The sequence below is a fragment of the Pseudoalteromonas sp. MMG033 genome (genome assembly GCF_057197785.1).
Map to the genome: position 1 here is coordinate 643,239 of NZ_CM170070.1, position 16,457 is coordinate 659,695.

The 16,457-nt window shown below is 43.8% G+C and carries 12 protein-coding genes and 16 tRNA genes; 14 read left to right on the forward strand and 14 right to left on the reverse strand.

The window, feature by feature from the left end:
* Nucleotides 1–8 precede the first annotated feature (8 nt).
* From rsxC to nth, 5 genes are all read left to right on the forward strand, one after another.
* Nucleotides 9–2,873, forward strand: a complete 2,865-nt coding sequence (gene rsxC, locus AC2CZC_RS02980; RefSeq protein WP_484583776.1) for an electron transport complex subunit RsxC — start codon at nt 9–11, stop codon at nt 2,871–2,873.
* On the forward strand, nt 2,870–3,922 hold the full coding sequence (rsxD, locus tag AC2CZC_RS02985; RefSeq protein ID WP_484583777.1) for an electron transport complex subunit RsxD: 1,053 nt from the start codon (nt 2,870–2,872) through the stop codon (nt 3,920–3,922). The genes rsxC and rsxD overlap by 4 nt, the downstream gene beginning before the upstream one ends.
* A complete protein-coding gene (gene rsxG / locus AC2CZC_RS02990; protein WP_484583778.1) occupies nt 3,919–4,557 on the forward strand; it encodes an electron transport complex subunit RsxG in 639 nt (212 codons plus the stop codon). The genes rsxD and rsxG overlap by 4 nt, the downstream gene beginning before the upstream one ends.
* Nucleotides 4,554–5,252 carry an electron transport complex subunit E gene (locus AC2CZC_RS02995; protein WP_063362248.1) on the forward strand — a complete coding sequence of 233 codons (699 nt, stop codon included), beginning with the start codon at nt 4,554–4,556 and terminating at the stop codon, nt 5,250–5,252. The genes rsxG and AC2CZC_RS02995 overlap by 4 nt, the downstream gene beginning before the upstream one ends.
* A 117-nt stretch (nt 5,253–5,369) precedes the next feature.
* Entirely contained in the window at nt 5,370–6,005 is a 636-nt protein-coding gene (gene nth / locus AC2CZC_RS03000) for an endonuclease III (RefSeq protein ID WP_237138835.1), read from the forward strand.
* A gap of 180 nt (nt 6,006–6,185) precedes the next feature.
* On the opposite strand, the gene AC2CZC_RS03005 is transcribed toward nth, so the two are convergent.
* The gene (locus AC2CZC_RS03005; protein WP_484583779.1) at nt 6,186–6,686 is read right to left on the reverse strand and encodes a hypothetical protein; all 501 of its coding nucleotides are present in this window, start codon (nt 6,684–6,686) and stop codon (nt 6,186–6,188) included.
* 502 nt (nt 6,687–7,188) lie between these two features.
* On the opposite strand from AC2CZC_RS03005, the gene AC2CZC_RS03010 reads away from it, so the two are divergent.
* On the forward strand, nt 7,189–7,896 hold the full coding sequence (locus tag AC2CZC_RS03010; RefSeq protein WP_484583780.1) for a helix-turn-helix domain-containing protein: 708 nt from the start codon (nt 7,189–7,191) through the stop codon (nt 7,894–7,896).
* Nucleotides 7,897–8,015: 119 nt separating this feature from the next.
* On the opposite strand, the gene AC2CZC_RS03015 is transcribed toward AC2CZC_RS03010, so the two are convergent.
* The 13 genes from AC2CZC_RS03015 to AC2CZC_RS03075 all read right to left on the reverse strand — a co-directional run bounded on the left by AC2CZC_RS03015 (nt 8,016) and on the right by AC2CZC_RS03075 (nt 13,485).
* Nucleotides 8,016–8,690 (reverse strand): hypothetical protein, encoded by a 675-nt coding sequence (locus tag AC2CZC_RS03015; RefSeq protein ID WP_484583781.1) that lies wholly within the window; start codon nt 8,688–8,690, stop codon nt 8,016–8,018.
* 304 nt (nt 8,691–8,994) lie between these two features.
* Nucleotides 8,995–9,738 (reverse strand): helix-turn-helix domain-containing protein, encoded by a 744-nt coding sequence (locus AC2CZC_RS03020; protein ID WP_484583782.1) that lies wholly within the window; start codon nt 9,736–9,738, stop codon nt 8,995–8,997.
* A gap of 66 nt (nt 9,739–9,804) precedes the next feature.
* Nucleotides 9,805–10,143: a DUF3703 domain-containing protein gene (locus AC2CZC_RS03025; RefSeq protein ID WP_484583783.1), complete on the reverse strand. Its 339-nt coding sequence runs from the start codon at nt 10,141–10,143 to the stop codon at nt 9,805–9,807.
* Nucleotides 10,144–10,300: 157 nt separating this feature from the next.
* Complete coding sequence (locus tag AC2CZC_RS03030; RefSeq protein ID WP_484583784.1) at nt 10,301–11,881, reverse strand: methyl-accepting chemotaxis protein; 1,581 nt, start codon at nt 11,879–11,881, stop codon at nt 10,301–10,303.
* A gap of 277 nt (nt 11,882–12,158) precedes the next feature.
* A tRNA-Glu gene (locus AC2CZC_RS03035) sits at nt 12,159–12,234 on the reverse strand.
* Nucleotides 12,235–12,304: 70 nt separating this feature from the next.
* Nucleotides 12,305–12,380, reverse strand: a tRNA-Glu gene (locus AC2CZC_RS03040).
* A 70-nt stretch (nt 12,381–12,450) separates the two neighbouring features.
* A tRNA-Glu gene (locus AC2CZC_RS03045) sits at nt 12,451–12,526 on the reverse strand.
* 70 nt (nt 12,527–12,596) lie between these two features.
* A tRNA-Glu gene (locus AC2CZC_RS03050) sits at nt 12,597–12,672 on the reverse strand.
* 70 nt (nt 12,673–12,742) lie between these two features.
* A tRNA-Glu gene (locus AC2CZC_RS03055) sits at nt 12,743–12,818 on the reverse strand.
* A 69-nt stretch (nt 12,819–12,887) separates the two neighbouring features.
* Nucleotides 12,888–12,963, reverse strand: a tRNA-Glu gene (locus tag AC2CZC_RS03060).
* A 153-nt stretch (nt 12,964–13,116) separates the two neighbouring features.
* Nucleotides 13,117–13,192: transfer RNA gene (locus AC2CZC_RS03065), tRNA-Glu, on the reverse strand.
* Nucleotides 13,193–13,261: 69 nt separating this feature from the next.
* A tRNA-Glu gene (locus tag AC2CZC_RS03070) sits at nt 13,262–13,337 on the reverse strand.
* A 72-nt stretch (nt 13,338–13,409) separates the two neighbouring features.
* Nucleotides 13,410–13,485: transfer RNA gene (locus tag AC2CZC_RS03075), tRNA-Ala, on the reverse strand.
* A 547-nt stretch (nt 13,486–14,032) separates the two neighbouring features.
* On the opposite strand from AC2CZC_RS03075, the gene AC2CZC_RS03080 reads away from it, so the two are divergent.
* The 8 genes from AC2CZC_RS03080 to AC2CZC_RS03115 all read left to right on the forward strand — a co-directional run bounded on the left by AC2CZC_RS03080 (nt 14,033) and on the right by AC2CZC_RS03115 (nt 16,446).
* Nucleotides 14,033–14,108: transfer RNA gene (locus AC2CZC_RS03080), tRNA-Val, on the forward strand.
* Nucleotides 14,109–14,127: 19 nt separating this feature from the next.
* Nucleotides 14,128–14,203, forward strand: a tRNA-Val gene (locus AC2CZC_RS03085).
* A gap of 16 nt (nt 14,204–14,219) precedes the next feature.
* Nucleotides 14,220–14,295: transfer RNA gene (locus AC2CZC_RS03090), tRNA-Val, on the forward strand.
* Nucleotides 14,296–14,310: 15 nt separating this feature from the next.
* Nucleotides 14,311–14,386 (forward strand) — tRNA-Val (locus AC2CZC_RS03095).
* A 45-nt stretch (nt 14,387–14,431) separates the two neighbouring features.
* Nucleotides 14,432–14,507: transfer RNA gene (locus AC2CZC_RS03100), tRNA-Val, on the forward strand.
* A gap of 16 nt (nt 14,508–14,523) precedes the next feature.
* Nucleotides 14,524–14,599: transfer RNA gene (locus AC2CZC_RS03105), tRNA-Val, on the forward strand.
* A 15-nt stretch (nt 14,600–14,614) separates the two neighbouring features.
* Nucleotides 14,615–14,690, forward strand: a tRNA-Val gene (locus tag AC2CZC_RS03110).
* Nucleotides 14,691–14,817: 127 nt separating this feature from the next.
* Nucleotides 14,818–16,446 (forward strand): response regulator, encoded by a 1,629-nt coding sequence (locus tag AC2CZC_RS03115; RefSeq protein ID WP_484583785.1) that lies wholly within the window; start codon nt 14,818–14,820, stop codon nt 16,444–16,446.
* Nucleotides 16,447–16,457: the final 11 nt, after the last annotated feature.

Genomic DNA, 16,457 nt, shown 5'->3' on the forward strand with positions numbered 1-16,457 from the left:
AGGTTTAAGTGGAAACATTACTTGAACAAATTGAAAGCGGCAAACTGTGGCAATTTCCTGGTGGCATTCACCCACCAGAGCAAAAATCTTTGTCAAATCAGGCTGCTATTGGCTCACTTCCTCTACCAGAATATTTAGTCTTACCTTTAAAACAGCACATTGGCGCAAATGGTCAGCTCCTTGTGAATAAAGGCGATCATGTTTTAAAAGGACAAGTATTAACGCAACCTGGTACAAACTGGTCTCTGCCAATTCATGCGCCGACTTCAGGCACTATCACCGATATCAAGCCAATGCCTTCAGCGCATCCATCTGCGATGCCAGAATTAAGCATCGTCTTAACACCAGATGGCGATGATGCGTGGTGCGAATTAGAGACTCGCTCATCCCTTGATGACTTAGATAACAAAGCACTCATTGACATTATTCATCATGCCGGTATTGCAGGTATGGGTGGTGCAGGATTCCCGACCTATGTCAAAGCGGATAGTGCAAAAACCATCGAGTATTTAGTCGTCAATGGTGTTGAATGTGAACCTTATATCACAGCTGACGACATGCTCATGAGAGAGCGTGCCCAAGACATTATCCGCGGTATGGAAGTGATGATGTCTATTTTATCACCGCAATACGCGCTGGTTGGCATAGAAGATAACAAACCAGAAGCGTTGGCTGCGATGCAACAAGCCGCGAAGCACAATAGCAAGATATTAGTTCGCTCAATCCCCACTAAATATCCTTCAGGTGGTGAAAAACAACTGATCAAAGTGCTGACCTCAAAAGAAGTACCCAGCGGCGGGATCCCAGCGGATGTTGGTGTCTTAGTGCAAAACGTAGGTACACTGTTTGCTGTCAGCGAAGCCGTTTATGAAGGCAAGCCTCTGATAGAGCGAGTTGTCACCGTAACCGGTAACACAATACACAAGCCACAAAACGTATGGGCTTTACTCGGCACTGAAGTCAAGCACCTCGTTTATAGCCAAGGGTTTACTCCTGTTGAAGATCAGCGTGTGATCATGGGCGGTCCTATGATGGGCTTCACGCTGCCCACAGTGAGGATCCCAGTCGTCAAAACAACAAACTGCATTTTAGCGCCTGATAATCAAGAGCTGGCAGTTGCTGGGCAAGAACAAGCTTGTATTCGTTGCAGTGCCTGCGCTGATGCCTGTCCACAAACCTTACTGCCGCAACAGCTACAATGGTTTGCGAAAGGCCAAGAATACGACAAGCTCGAAGAGTACAATTTATTTGACTGTATTGAGTGCGGCGCCTGTTCTTATGTTTGCCCAAGTGAAATCCCGTTAGTGCAATATTATCGTGTTGCTAAAGCGGAGATCCGCGAACAAAAGCTTGAAAAAGTAAAAGCTGAACGTGCTAAAGAGCGCTTTGAAGCACGTAAAGCTCGCCTTGAAAGAGAACAAGAAGAAAGACAAAACCGACATAAGCGCCCCGCTCGTAGTGCGCCAGCCAAAGATAAAGCGAAAGTGTCTGAGGCACTTGAACGAGTTAAGCAAAAACGCCCTGAACAATCAGCGGTACAGGCCGCCATTGAGCGTGCTAAAGCGAAAAAAGCTGAGGGCGATACCTCGGCGCTTGAGCCCGATAACAGCGCAGTAGCGTTAGAGCGAGCAAAAAGAAAAGAGCAAGCTAGGAAGTACAAAGAAGAAAAAGCCGGCTCAAATACAAGCAGCGCACCAAAAGATGCAGTTGCTGCGGCCATTGCACGTGCCAAGGCGAAAAAAGCAGTCCAAGCAGCTGACAGCGTAGAATCGCAAGAGCAAGATCCACGCAAAGCAGCCGTGGCCGCTGCCATTGCACGCGCCAAAGCGAAAAAATCGGGTGACGAGCCAAAACAAGGATCAGAAGATGATCCTCGTAAAGCTGCTGTCGCTGCCGCCATTGCGCGTGCTAAAGCGAAAAAAGCGGCTAAGGGTGATGAACCAGCACCAGACACCGTCGTTGAAGATGATTCCGCAGATCCGCGTAAAGCTGCTGTCGCTGCCGCCATCGCCCGTGCTAAAGCGAAAAAAGCGGCTAAGGGTGATGAACCAGCACCAGACGCTGTCGTTGAAGATGATTCCGCAGATCCGCGTAAAGCTGCTGTTGCTGCCGCCATAGCGCGTGCTAAAGCGAAAAAAGCCGCCAAAGAAACTGAGCAAGTGGAAGAGCCAGTCGTTGATGACGAGCCTGAAGATCCGCGCAAAGCTGCTGTTGCTGCCGCCATAGCGCGTGCTAAAGCGAAAAAAGCCGCCAAAGAAACTGAGCAAGTGGAAGAGCCAGTCGTTGATGACGAGCCTGAAGATCCGCGCAAAGCTGCTGTTGCTGCCGCCATAGCGCGTGCTAAAGCGAAAAAAGCCGCCAAAGAAGCTGAGCAAGTGGAAGAGCCAGTCGTTGATGACGAACCGGAAGATCCGCGTAAAGCTGCTGTTGCTGCCGCCATCGCCCGTGCTAAAGCGAAAAAAGCAGCCAAAGAAGCTGAGCAAGTGGAAGAGCCAGTCGTTGATGACGAGCCAGAAGATCCGCGTAAAGCTGCTGTTGCTGCCGCCATAGCGCGTGCTAAAGCGAAAAAAGCAGCTAAAGAAGCTGAGCAAGCGGAAGAGCCAGTCGTTGATGACGAGCCTGAAGATCCGCGTAAAGCTGCTGTCGCTGCCGCCATAGCCCGTGCTAAAGCGAAAAAAGCAGCCAAAGAAGCTGAGCAAGTGGAAGAGCCAGTCGTTAATGACGAATCTGAGAGTGATACATCATCAAGTTCTGACACACAGACTAAAGCTCTCAGCCCAGAAGATAAGCGCAAAGCCGCCATACGTGCCGCCGTTGAGCGTGCCAAAGCTAAAAAGAAAGCCCAAGAACAAGAAGGAAATGATCTGTCATGAAATTAACCATGGCTTCATCGCCCCATAACCACAGCCTTAAATCGGTTAACAAACTCATGATTTGCGTGATGTTAGCTTGTATACCTGGGATCTTGGTGCAAAGCTATTTTTTTGGTATCGGCGTATTTATTCAACTGGCACTGGCACTCACGACTGTGAGTCTTGCAGAAGCTGCCATGCTGAAACTGCGAGGTCGTCCAATTTGGCCAACACTCAGTGATGGAAGCGCATGGCTCACAGGCGTTTTAATCGCCGTCAGTGTACCACCTTTAGCACCTTGGTGGGTGGTCGTGATTGGTGCATGTTTTGCGATTGTGATTGTAAAACAGCTTTATGGTGGGCTTGGTTTTAACCTGTTCAATCCTGCTATGGCAGCATACGTCCTGCTACTCATTTCATTTCCTGTGCAAATGACTGCATGGTTACCAGTTCAATCACTATTGAATACGCCCATCACACAATTTGATCAAATCACATTAATATTTACAGAAGCAACTTATTCAGGCTTATCACTAGAGCAAGCAAGACAAGTCATTGATGGCGCGACTGGCGCGACGCCATTGGATCACGTCAAAACAGCCATGGGACAAAGCCTTACGGTGCAAGAAGCTATGGATAATAGCGCATTTACTCGATTTGCTGGTGAGGGCTGGCAATGGGTAAATTTATCTTACCTCCTAGGTGGACTTTATTTACTTAAAGCAAAGGTCATAAACTGGCATATTCCAGTCGCCATGATCGCCTCTTTAGCTGTTTGCAGCTTATTTGGTTATCTTTTAGGTGGACAAGCTGGCATTGCATTCCATTTATTGAGCGGTGCAACCATGATCGGGGCGTTTTTCATTGCAACGGATCCTGTCTCAGCATCGACCACAAATAAAGGCAGACTTATCTATGGTGCCCTTATTGGCCTGCTAGTCTATCTGATCAGACAATTTGGCGGATACCCAGATGCCGTGGCATTTTCGGTACTGCTACTGAATATGGCAGTACCTTTGATAGACCATTACACCCAGCCACGTACTTATGGACATGGAGCAAAGAAATGATCCTCGCATCAATGAAAAAAAATGGCGCGATCCTCACCGCCTTTGCCCTTGCCACAACAGGCAGTGTTGCGCTTGTGCAGCAGCTCACAGCACCTCGTATCGAAGCGCAAGAAAAGAAACATCTGATGCGTACTTTGACACAGGTACTGCCCGCTGACAAATACAATAATGAACTGTATTTAGATTGCATCGAAAGTGATGCACCAGAGCTTGGTCCTAATGGACCACATCGAATCTATCGTGCTAAGCAAAATGGTCAACCTGTCGCTTTATTGGTGCAGCATATTACTCCTGAAGGTTATAGTGGTAATATCGATATGTTAACTGCCGTATACGCCAACGCTGAAATTGCTGGCGTGCGTATTACTCAGCATAAAGAAACCCCTGGCTTGGGTGATAAAGTCGAAGTTAAAAAGTCAGACTGGGTGCACTCTTTTGCAGGTATAACAGTACAATCAGCAGAAGACCAAGCCTTTAATGTTAAAAAAGAAGGCGGTGTATTCGACCAATTTACTGGGGCAACCATCACACCTAGAGCGGTTGTCCACTCTGTGAATACGGCTACTTGGTTTGCCCATCAAAACTTTGATAACCTATTTGCACAAAGCAATGTTTGCCAAGAGGAGCTGCTATGAGCGAGTACAAAACACTAGCCCATGAGGGACTTTGGAAAAACAATGCCGCCTTGGTACAGCTGCTTGGCTTATGTCCCCTGCTTGCTGTCACCAGCACTGTTACCAATGCCTTAGGCCTTGGGATCGCAACCTTGCTTGTATTGGTTGGCTCTAACGTCACCGTTTCTATCGTCAGAAATTGGGTACCCAAAGATATTCGTATCCCAGTATTTGTGATGATCATTGCTGCGTTTGTCACCATCATTCAGTTGTTGATGAATGCATATACATTTGGACTCTATCAATCTCTGGGGATTTTCATTCCCTTGATTGTAACCAACTGCGCCATTATTGGTCGCGCAGAAGCTTATGCTTCAAAAAACACCCCTATACTGTCTGCATGGGATGGCGTGATGATGGGTCTGGGTTTTGCTGCCGTGTTGGTTATCTTAGGCGCAATGCGTGAACTTATTGGCCAAGGTACCTTATTTGATGGCGCAGAGCTATTACTTGGAGACTGGGCCACGGCATTGCGAATTGAAGTACTGAGCTTTGATAGCCAATTCCTAGTGGCTATTTTACCTCCTGGCGCTTTCTTGGGGTTGGGCCTTATCATTGCTGCTAAAAACTACTTTGATGAACGTCAAAAAGCACAAGCTCAGCCAGCAGCACCAGCTGAAAAAGCAGAAAGAGCAAGGGTTACTAGCCTAACTTAATGCAATTAAACGCAGCCTAAGCCGTCACTTAGACTGCGTAAACCCTAAGTGTGATTGCAGGGGCAAATAAGATGCAATCACACTTAGCCCCTCTTAGCTAACTACTTAAAAACCGTCATGAATAAAGCAAAACGTTTAGAGATTTTAACTCGACTGCGAGAAGACAATCCAAACCCTGAGTCCGACTTGGAGTACACCACCCCGTTTGAATTATTGGTTGCAGTCACCCTGTCAGCACAGGCGACAGATGTGGGCGTTAACAAGGCAACTCGCAAGTTGTTTCCCGTCGCCAATACGCCAGAAGCAATTGTAGATTTAGGTGTTGAAGGCTTAAAGGAGTACATAAAAACCATTGGCTTATATAATTCAAAAGCCAACAATGTGTTTAAACTGTGCCAAATTTTAATCGAAAAACATGGCTCAGAAGTACCCCAAGACCGTAAAGCATTAGAAGCCTTACCTGGGGTTGGTCGTAAAACCGCAAACGTTGTATTAAATTGCGCATTTGGTTGGCCGACCATTGCAGTCGATACCCATATTTTTAGAGTCTCTAACCGCACTAAGTTTGCTATGGGTAAAGATGTCGTCGCGGTAGAAGAAAAGCTAGAAAAAGTCGTGCCAAAAGAGTTTAAAGTGGATGTGCACCATTGGCTTATTTTGCATGGTCGCTATGTATGTACTGCTCGAAAACCCAAATGCGGCAGCTGTATTATTGAAGATTTGTGCGAATTTAAAGAAAAAACGGACGTATAAATCGGCAATTTAAAGTTCAACCCTGTCATGGACAGGCTGCTCTTTGCGCTAAACTGGTTATTCAATAAAAGATAAACTGCTGCTTTAAATACTTTTATATTGAAGGCGAGCGTTTTGCTAATGTAAAGCTGCTAACAACTCATGGCTAGCAGCTTTCATCAAAATTACAGCTTATTTATTTCAAACGATTTTCTTGCGTCTCCATGTTTCAATCGGCTGAGTGAAATACTGCCACCAAACATAACGCCACGGGATCAGAACCATTAATACAGCAATGCCAATTATCGATGCTTTTGCGTTTACAATGTTTGGCACATCTTGACCTGTCAGAAATGGAGGCAATGCAACGACAGTCAGCCAAACCAGTTTCCAAACGATTTCATAGAGCATAATAGGCAGAAAAGTTAAGGGACGAAAAACACCGCCTATTGCAAATAAAGCCAGCGCGAACAACATTGAATGCCCAAGGCCTCTCCATCGCTCCCATTCAGAGACGCCTTCTAAGATATAATTTAATTGCTTAGAGCCTAGAACAATCACCATTGCAGCAAATATGAGTCTAAGCCCCCATGTTTTCCACAATGCGACTGTTGGCGCACCATTTTGTATTGAGTCGTACTCGTTAGCTGGCTTGTTTTTCTCACAAACACTCTCGTTATCAATGACAGATTTATTTTTCATAACCGTACCTTGTCTTCTAAATTTCACGTCAATACTGCCAATATGAAAGCTCTAAAGCGCATCGAATTTCAAAATCGATACTAATAAAAGCGGATAAATCAGAAGATTATCGAAAAAGAACAAGATTAATGTAGAATCGGTATAAAAGTGGGAGGGAATCAAAATTGGATCCACTAAAAATCGCGCAGTCACTTGCCGTCTTGCTAAGTCTGGCATTAGCTTTCAATCATTATCGCCTTCGACACAAGCACATTTTACATTTAGCTTTTGCGGGTTTTGTGCTTCCTCGTCAATGTATCTTGCCTATCAACTAACAAGCACTTTCTTTACCCCTTATCATCACCTGATAGGGATATTTGGGTTTGCGACCTGCAGTGGATACTGGCTTTTTTCACGTGCATTTTTTCGAAAAACCAATCCCATTAATCATCATCACCTCTTGTTTGCAGGTGTACTAGGAATATGCCTGATATTAAGGCACCTATTCCGATTTATAGAAAAGATGTGGCAGCTCCAAAGCGATTGGCTAGTAACTTCAATAACCGTGTTATCCGAAGCAATTGCAATATTATCATCAGGTATGCTCATTCTTGCGTTTTGGGAGGGCTATCGAGTATTACAAAGCGCAACTATGATTCAGCGTAAAATCACGATGCTCTACCTGTCTTCATTCTTGGTGAGCATCATCAGTGTTATATTGATTGCTGTCGCGCTGCCAAAAGAGTTAGCAATGGGCGATGGGCGAGAATGGCTGGTCGTGTTCGCATATATTTTAATCTTTATCAGTACACATTGGTTGATACAATTTCGTCAACAACAGTTCATGCAACAGACCGAGAAAAAGGAAGAGACTCTCCAAAGTGAGCGCCTACTGGCTCAGAAAATTCAACACCTGCTGGTTGAAGAACAACGCTTTTTAGACGCAAATTTACGTGTTGCCGATATTGCTCGTGAGCTAGACCTTCCCGAGTATCGTATCCGCGCTATTATGCTCGATTGCTTCGATGCGAAGAACTTTAATCACTATGTGAACCAAATGCGTATCGAGTATGCCAAATCAATATTAAGCGCACCTGATAAACGCGATTGGCCAGTGCTTGTCGTTGGTATTGAAAGTGGCTTTGCGTCTGCGGCCCCATTTAGTCGTGCGTTTAAAGAGTTTACAGGCTGCACTCCTGGGCAATACCGTAAACAACAATTGACCTCATAAACCTTTGTAGTCTGGAGCGGTTTAAATAGTCATAATATAAAAGCTCTTCAATTGTCATTTTTAGGGGCTCTGTGATGGGCGCGCGCTCGCCCATCATAATTCATATAAAATAGCCGCGGTTACTCTTTAATATCTCGCTTAAATACTGGCAACCACTTGAGGAGTAAGCTGTCACCAATAATACGGTTTAACCGTTTTGACCAACCAGTGAATAGCACTCTAATTACCCAGTAAAATAGCACGCCTATCATCAGATAAATTAACGCATTACTGTTAATAAAATCAGGCCATCTATCTGATGTATTTGCTGAAAACGACATCACAGCCCCCAACATAGCAAAACACGACCGCCACGTGTGCCTAGCGATACGATGCTTACCCGAAAGGCCACCCTTTAGGATCATCCTAAGATCCATACCTGCTGCCAATAAGGCCACAGAGGCATGAATAGTGAAAATAGCTTTGAAGGTCGGATCCAAGTCAACTGCGGTATATACAAAATAAAATAATGATATGCTGACATAGAGTATTAAGCACATAGCCAATATTTCAAAAATACCGGTTGTTTGCTCTTTTCTGAGCACAATCGCCCAAGCAGTCGCACCATAATAAAATGTCATCAGGGACATAGTTGCACCGCCATTAAAAAAAGCAGCGGTCCCTGTCATTATTAACATAGCAAGGAAAAATAGGTTACCTGACCATCTATGCCGAATCTTTCCTTTTGCAAAGCTCAAAGCGCCAATCCCAAACAACAGTAAAAATGAACCAGCTATAATATGCACCGTAAGCATTACGCCTCCTTTTGTATTCATGTGCATGCTTTCATAACCGTTCAAACAGATAATCATACACAGCCAGATCGGTTAAATTTTATACTTCATAGTGTTGGATAAATTGGCATAAGCGCAACGTTATAGATACCCTTGAAATGTTACAAAAAATGACCACTTGTTACTGGTTTTGATTATATCTATACTTTTTAATCTGTTAATAACGAGTTGAGTTCTCGAATAATTTTACTGTGGTATTAAAAGGAAATTTGCACCTAAGCGGCGTACTTGAAGGGCTAAGACATATATTACGTGCTTTAACTTATTACTTCTGTTGCTTAAATAAACTGATAGCCTGTCTAATTGTCATGCCAAATGTATTTTTAAAAGTGCGACTTAAATGGGCGCTGTCAGAAAAGCCTGCACTAAATGCGGCTTCAGTTGCACTCGCGCCTTTTTGCATTGTCAGCAAGGCACATAACATTCTTCTCCATAATAAATAAGGCCGCCAAGCAATGCCTACTTGCTCAGAGAAAAGGTGTAAAAACCGGCTTTCTGATAAATGATATTTTTGTGCAACCTCCTTTGCACGCCATTGCAAAGGCTTAGTACACTGCCCACCAAAGCACGAATTCAGCTCAGACAACAAACGATTAATCCGAGGATCTGTAATTGTATTTAGCTGGTTATCGAACATCTGCGCTCCCTGTATTAACTCAGAGAGTGCTTTGAAATAAACAGTGCTCACGTCACTTTGAGATAGGAGGGGCTGTAGGGTTGCCGAGGTGCTGAGCACTTTCAGAGGCTGACCACTTAATTGCGCCTTTAAGCTCTCTCCTAATGCGCTATGTGGCTCCACTAATAACACCCACCCGCTTTGCATCTTCAAGCAATGTGGCGTATTTGAATCAATGATCACTGCATTATGAAGTGTCTTACCAGCTAGAATGCAAGTGCTGTCTTTATCTGGCCAAACAACTTGCATGGCGACATGCTGGTGTTCATTCGCATCTATGCTAGCGCCGTGGAGTAATATATACCCAGTCTTTATCCAGACGTTTTGCTGCAAAATTTTTTCACTCTCTTTGTCGTTGGTATATGTGCTTTTAGCATTAACCCTAATTAAATTTTCTCTTTATTCATTAAAAAATACTTTAAGATCATTCGGTATGGGCATAGACTTAAATGCACTGACATTGGCCCCCCCCGTATTGCCTGTAGGCACCCAAAGGCGTGAGAAAATAATTGCAGCAAACACTCTTAATATTTGCCCCAATACTTCTTTTTTATCCGCCAGTTTAAGTCCAACTTTTAGCATCCACCAATGGCTTTTGGTGTGCCTGAACACAGATTTCTGCCCTAGAATATGCGCTCTTTCAAGAGACTTAAAACAAGCAATATAATCGCCTTTCTGATACAAAGTGTGCGCCGTCAGCATTTCCCTTTCATAGGCCAGTTTTAGTGCTTTATTCATAATATACCTCTGTAAATTCAACAAAACTATCCGCCTAATTGCGGCTACTGAAAACCTTAAGAGAAATAGAGATAAATTAATTGAATAAACTGGCTATTTTTATTTAGATAACCTGACAAAAAGTGTGGCATGTAGTGACACGCCACATTCGTCACAATTAACTTTGAAATTTAGCGATAAACTGATCCACTAACGATTTTTGATCTGTCAGGGCTTTTTGAGTGTTTGCCATGGTTTCTAGCGACCTATCAGAGCTTTGCAATGAGTCAGTCGCCAGCTGAGAAATCGTCACAGCATTATTATTGAGCTCGTTACTGACTCCCGACATTTCTTCCGTTGAAGTAGCGATTTGATAATTCAAGCTGGAGATATCGTTTACAATTGAGTTAATGCTGTCTAAAGAAGCTTTCGTGCCCTCTGCTTTTTCAACACATTGACCTGACTTTTCAACCCCATTTTGTATCGCCTGCACGGCTCGCTCAGCACGCTGTCTTAAATTGGCCACAATATCATCGATTTCTTTGGTCGAATCTTGAGTACGCTGTGCCAGCGCCCTGACTTCATCAGCAACAACAGCAAAGCCTCGGCCCTGCTCTCCTGCGCGCGCTGCTTCAATGGCCGCATTTAACGCCAGCAAATTCGTTTGTTCAGAAATCCCACGGATCACATCCACAACACCACCAATATTGACCGTTTGCGCATTGAGATCTTCGATATCGGATTGTGTTTGTGTCAGCTCCTCCGACAAAGTGTAGTTATTTTCCATATTTTCATTAACCGCCAAACTCCCTTCCTTCACAGATTTAAGCGCAGCTTCTGACTGCGATGCGGCATTATTAGTATTTGATGCAATTTCTTGGATCGTCGCCGTCATTTGATTGATCGCAGTTGCAAGCGACCCTGTCTGAGCTTGTTGATTATTAAGCAGTTGCGCACTTTTATCACATTCATCAACAGTTTCTTTGGCATGACCTCGCACCGTATCACTGGCATCTTTCACTCTACCAAGTACTGCGCGTAATTCTGATTCTCTGGCTAATAACGCCAGCTCGATCGCTGCAATATCGTTGACCTTATTAATATAAATCTTTTGCATCAGAGGGTTGTCGTAGACCTTTCGCGCTTTTTGACTTAACTCCCTTACTGGGGATAAGCGCTGGTAAGTCAAAATTAAAGCAACGACTACCAGAACAGTTTCAAGAATATAGGACCAGGGAGATGGTAGCGACGCAAAAATCATGCTTAGTATATAAAATGCGCCAATAATCAACATCATCTGCGCAGACAACGACATAGAAGCCCTCGTAAAGCTCTCTACCGCTGCGCCACCATTGAGTTTTTGATAGATTTTTTCTGCCCGATTGACCACTGCACGCTCTGGTTTTGTTCTGACAGATTGGTATTCAACAGTTTGGCCACTATTATTGGTAATCGGTGTCACATAAGCATTAACCCAGTAGTGATCACCATTTTTACAGCGGTTTTTTACCATCCCCATCCAAGGCTTGCCAGACTCAATATAGTTCCACATATTTTGAAATGCGGGTTTTGGCATACTGGGATGACGCACAATATTGTGTGGTTTGCCTTCTAACTCATGTAGTTCAAAGCCAGCCACTTCACAAAACTGGCGATTAGCATATTTAATTTGCCCTTTGGTGTTGGTTGTAGATAGCAGATTATAAGAACTGGGATAGTCGTATTCGCGGTTGGTTACCGTTGATCTTCCTTTAGTCATAGCAACTCACTCTAAATTAAAAAGCAATAGTAAGTGATTACGCTAATGCGAGCATGACAAAAATGACTAAAAATCGTTCTAAATCAAGCTTGTGGAGATAATTGATAGTTTAAATTTATTCATCAACCAAATCTTAATTGAACATGAAACGAAAGGAAAATACACAATACCAATCAAAATCATTAAGCACGAGAGTCAATTGCGCACAGCAATAATAAATTTAAAGTTAGCAAAGAGAATAAAATTAGCAAGAATAGCTGAAGGATAACATAGAAAGTGGCGTCCCCTAGGGGATTCGAACCCCTGTTACCGCCGTGAAAGGGCGGTGTCCTAGGCCTCTAGACGAAGGGGACACAATTTGTGTCACTAGGACTGGCTATTTATACTCTCACCATACGAGTTTTTATACTTACTTTAAGTAAGTGGCGTCCCCTAGGGGATTCGAACCCCTGTTACCGCCGTGAAAGGGCGGTGTCCTAGGCCTCTAGACGAAGGGGACACAATCTGTGTCACTAGGACTGGTTATTTAAACTCTCACCATACGAGCTTTTTTACTTACTTGAAGTAAGTGGCGTCCCCTAGGGGATTCGAACCCCTGTTACCGCCGTGAAAGGGCGGTGTCCTAGGCCTCTAGACGAAGGGGACACAATCTGTGTCACTAGGACTGGTTATTTAGACTCTTACCATACGAGTTTTTCTACTTACTTGAAGTAAGTGGCGTCCCCTAGGGGATTCGAACCCCTGTTACCGCCGTGAAAGGGCGGTGTCCTAGGCCTCTAGACGAAGGGGACACAATCTGTGTCACTAGGACTGGTTATTTAAACTCTCACCATACGAGCTTTTTTACTTACTTGAAGTAAGTGGCGTCCCCTAGGGGATTCGAACCCCTGTTACCGCCGTGAAAGGGCGGTGTCCTAGGCCTCTAGACGAAGGGGACACAATCTGTGTCACTAGGACTGGTTATTTAAACTCTCACCATACGAGCTTTTTACTTACTTGAAGTAAGTGGCGTCCCCTAGGGGATTCGAACCCCTGTTACCGCCGTGAAAGGGCGGTGTCCTAGGCCTCTAGACGAAGGGGACAAAAAATTTGCTCATTGAAGCAACGCTTCAATAATTTTTTGTTAGCGTGAAGGTCGAATAAACCGAACTTCATTATAACAAAACAATTTTGTGTCACTAGGACTGGCTATTTACACTCTCACCATACGAGTTTTTGTACTTACTTTAAGTAAGTGGCGTCCCCTAGGGGATTCGAACCCCTGTTACCGCCGTGAAAGGGCGGTGTCCTAGGCCTCTAGACGAAGGGGACACAGTATGTGTCACTAGGACTGGTTATTTAGACTCTCACCATATGAGTTTTTTACTTACTTGAAGTAAGTGGCGTCCCCTAGGGGATTCGAACCCCTGTTACCGCCGTGAAAGGGCGGTGTCCTAGGCCTCTAGACGAAGGGGACACAATATTAATCTTAAACATTCGAAGTTTAAAACTAATTGATGTCACTAGGACTTAAATTCAACGATGTGCTTGGTGGAGCTAGACGGGATCGAACCGTCGACCTCCTCGCTGCCAGCGAGGCGCTCTCCCAGCTGAGCTATAGCCCCTTATTGCATACAGTAATTTACTCACTGTGCATCGCTGAGTGCGGGGCGCATTCTATGCAGGCAGGAAAATAAAGTCAACAATTTTTAGTTAAGTTTTTTCTAACTGCTTCAAAAAACACCCAAGAGGACACAATATAAACAAAACTCTACCTTAATTCAATCAAACCTTTTGTTTTAGTTTGATTTTTATACAAAAACTGTAAGTGCTCCCCTCCCCTAATTCACTCACATACATTGTTTTAACTTAAAGACTTAAATAACAGGAGTGAAATTGAATAAAAAACAATAATCCGCTCACCCTTACTTAAGCTAAATCACAATTACACTCGTCACTTTGTGTGCTCACAGCGTTAGCTTGTGTTGTTTTTATCTATGTTATTTACACTCCGTATAATGAAGAGCAATTGTAATTTTATTAATTTGCCTATAAATACAGCAAGCAAACGAAATTTTCATTTTTAAGTATTGACTCCTTTGCTCGGCTCCCTATAATAGCGCCCCACAGCAACACGGTGTTATACACAATGTTTGTTGTAAAATTAGATATGGGTTGTTAGCTCAGTTGGGAGAGCATCGCCCTTACAAGGCGAGGGTCACTGGTTCAAGTCCAGTACAACCCACCATATCTAAATTATCTATATTGGGTTGTTAGCTCAGTTGGGAGAGCATCGCCCTTACAAGGCGAGGGTCACTGGTTCAAGTCCAGTACAACCCACCAATATAGACTGTAATTTGGGTGATTAGCTCAGTTGGGAGAGCATCGCCCTTACAAGGCGAGGGTCACTGGTTCAAGTCCAGTATCACCCACCAAATTACACATATCCCGGGTTGTTAGCTCAGTTGGGAGAGCATCGCCCTTACAAGGCGAGGGTCACTGGTTCAAGTCCAGTACAACCCACCACTTAAATCCGCATTGCGGTTGGATTTTATCCATATAATCTATATTGGGTTGTTAGCTCAGTTGGGAGAGCATCGCCCTTACAAGGCGAGGGTCACTGGTTCAAGTCCAGTACAACCCACCAATATAGACTGTAATTTGGGTGATTAGCTCAGTTGGGAGAGCATCGCCCTTACAAGGCGAGGGTCACTGGTTCAAGTCCAGTATCACCCACCAAATTACACATATCCCGGGTTGTTAGCTCAGTTGGGAGAGCATCGCCCTTACAAGGCGAGGGTCACTGGTTCAAGTCCAGTACAACCCACCATTCTTTTATCTTTCATTGAACCACAATTATCTTCTTATATTGCATTTTAAGTTCTATCTCATACTATTTTAAAAGTTTGAAGAAACGACTAGACTAAACTTATTGCTGGTAACATCCTTATACTGATATGGCCGTTCAACCATTTGTTAATTCAAAAATTTTAATTGTGGAAGAACAACCGCTCGCGCTCAGCTATTTGAAACAATCGCTAGAACGTTTAGCCTATCGCAACATATTTGTCGCAGAATCAGCAATAGTCGCAAAAGAAACCTGCGGAACCAACAAGTTTGATCTAATCATCTGCTCTTTTGATTTAAGCAAACGACAAAATGGCTACCAACTTTACGAAGAGCTTCTCAAAAAGCGTTTAATTAAACGCAGTACTAGCTTTGTCTTTACCTCAGCCGAGACCAGCCCCGAACTAGTGCATAGTGTTGTTGAGCTACAGCCTGATGACTTTTTAGTTAAGCCATTTACCATTAAAGACCTGCAATCTAGAATTGAACGCGTCCTAAAAAGAAAGCAAAGCCTTAAAAAGTTGTACACACTCATTGATGATGAAAATTACTCTAAAGCTTTGAAATTTATCAATACAGAGTTAGACAGCCAGCAAACGAGTTACTCGGTTATGCTACTTAAATTGAAAGGCGAAATGCTCCTTAAGCTTAAACGCTTTGATGAGGCAAAACAGTTTTATAAGTCAGCACTTGAACTGCAAAAATTTACATGGGCCAAGCTAGGCTTAGTCGAGGCACTCATTGCCAACAATGAGGATCTCACTGCGCAAAAACTGCTAAAAAGTTTAATAGAAAAAAGCGAAACACGCCTCGCCGCACTCGATCTACTCGGGCGACTGGAAATCAAATTAAACCAATTTGAGCATGCACAAAAAGCATTGCACGAAGCATCGCAAATGGCTCCGCGTAACCTTTCCCGTCAGAAATCATTGAGCACAGTTGCCATGATCAACCATGATTATGAATGCAGCTACAATGCGCAAAAAGAAATAGCAAGCTTTGCTCGATACTCAATTCACGACAGCCCTGAAGTCTACTTAAATGCAGCCAGAGCAGGCATAGATTTCGCTTTGGCCACTGATCAACATGAGCAAATCAACAAAATTACTCGACAAACACAGCAATATTTAAATGATTTAAAAAAACAATTTCCTCATGCGATCAACCAAACTCAAATGGATGTGCTTCATGCTCGGCTGCACTACCTAAAAGATGAGCACAAAAAAGCACGCCAATTAATGGAGCAACTCGATGATGAGCCTCAGATCCGCTCAGTAGATGCCGCATTGGATAAAGCAAAAGCATTTCATGAATTAGGATTTCAACACAAAGCTCAGGCGCTATTTGGTCAGATAATTGATCACTGTGAACGACACAGAAATAATGAAGATCCCGTCATGATGCATTATTTACAACAGCAACATGATGAACGCAAAGATATTACGATGGGCCCCAAAGAGCTCAACAACCACGCAGTCAAACAATTCAATAAAGGCCAACTAGATGTTGCTTTGGAAGCATTTTCTCAAGCCTTTAGAGTGATGCCAAAAAACGCCAGTATCGCGCTTAACTTATTGCAATGCTTGGCAGATGCAACCGGTAAAAAAGGGATAACCTTCAACACAAACCTTGCCAAAAAATGCCTGAAAGTATTAAAAGACGCAGAACTCGACTCGGATCAAGAGTCCCGCTTTGATAAGCTTATGGCGCAAATGAAAGAAATGGGGCTAGCGCAATGATAACTCACAAG

Coding starts and splice junctions, on each gene's coding strand:
- AC2CZC_RS02995 (WP_063362248.1), top strand. CDS start 4,554: ATGAGCGAGTACAAAACACTAGCCCATGAGGGACTTTGGAAAAACAAT.
- nth (WP_237138835.1), top strand. CDS start 5,370: ATGAATAAAGCAAAACGTTTAGAGATTTTAACTCGACTGCGAGAAGAC.
- rsxD (WP_484583777.1), top strand. CDS start 2,870: ATGAAATTAACCATGGCTTCATCGCCCCATAACCACAGCCTTAAATCG.
- AC2CZC_RS03025 (WP_484583783.1), bottom strand. CDS start 10,143: ATGAATAAAGCACTAAAACTGGCCTATGAAAGGGAAATGCTGACGGCG.
- AC2CZC_RS03015 (WP_484583781.1), bottom strand. CDS start 8,690: ATGCTTACGGTGCATATTATAGCTGGTTCATTTTTACTGTTGTTTGGG.
- AC2CZC_RS03030 (WP_484583784.1), bottom strand. CDS start 11,881: ATGACTAAAGGAAGATCAACGGTAACCAACCGCGAATACGACTATCCC.
- AC2CZC_RS03005 (WP_484583779.1), bottom strand. CDS start 6,686: ATGAAAAATAAATCTGTCATTGATAACGAGAGTGTTTGTGAGAAAAAC.
- rsxG (WP_484583778.1), top strand. CDS start 3,919: ATGATCCTCGCATCAATGAAAAAAAATGGCGCGATCCTCACCGCCTTT.
- AC2CZC_RS03010 (WP_484583780.1), top strand. CDS start 7,189: ATGTGGCAGCTCCAAAGCGATTGGCTAGTAACTTCAATAACCGTGTTA.
- AC2CZC_RS03115 (WP_484583785.1), top strand. CDS start 14,818: ATGGCCGTTCAACCATTTGTTAATTCAAAAATTTTAATTGTGGAAGAA.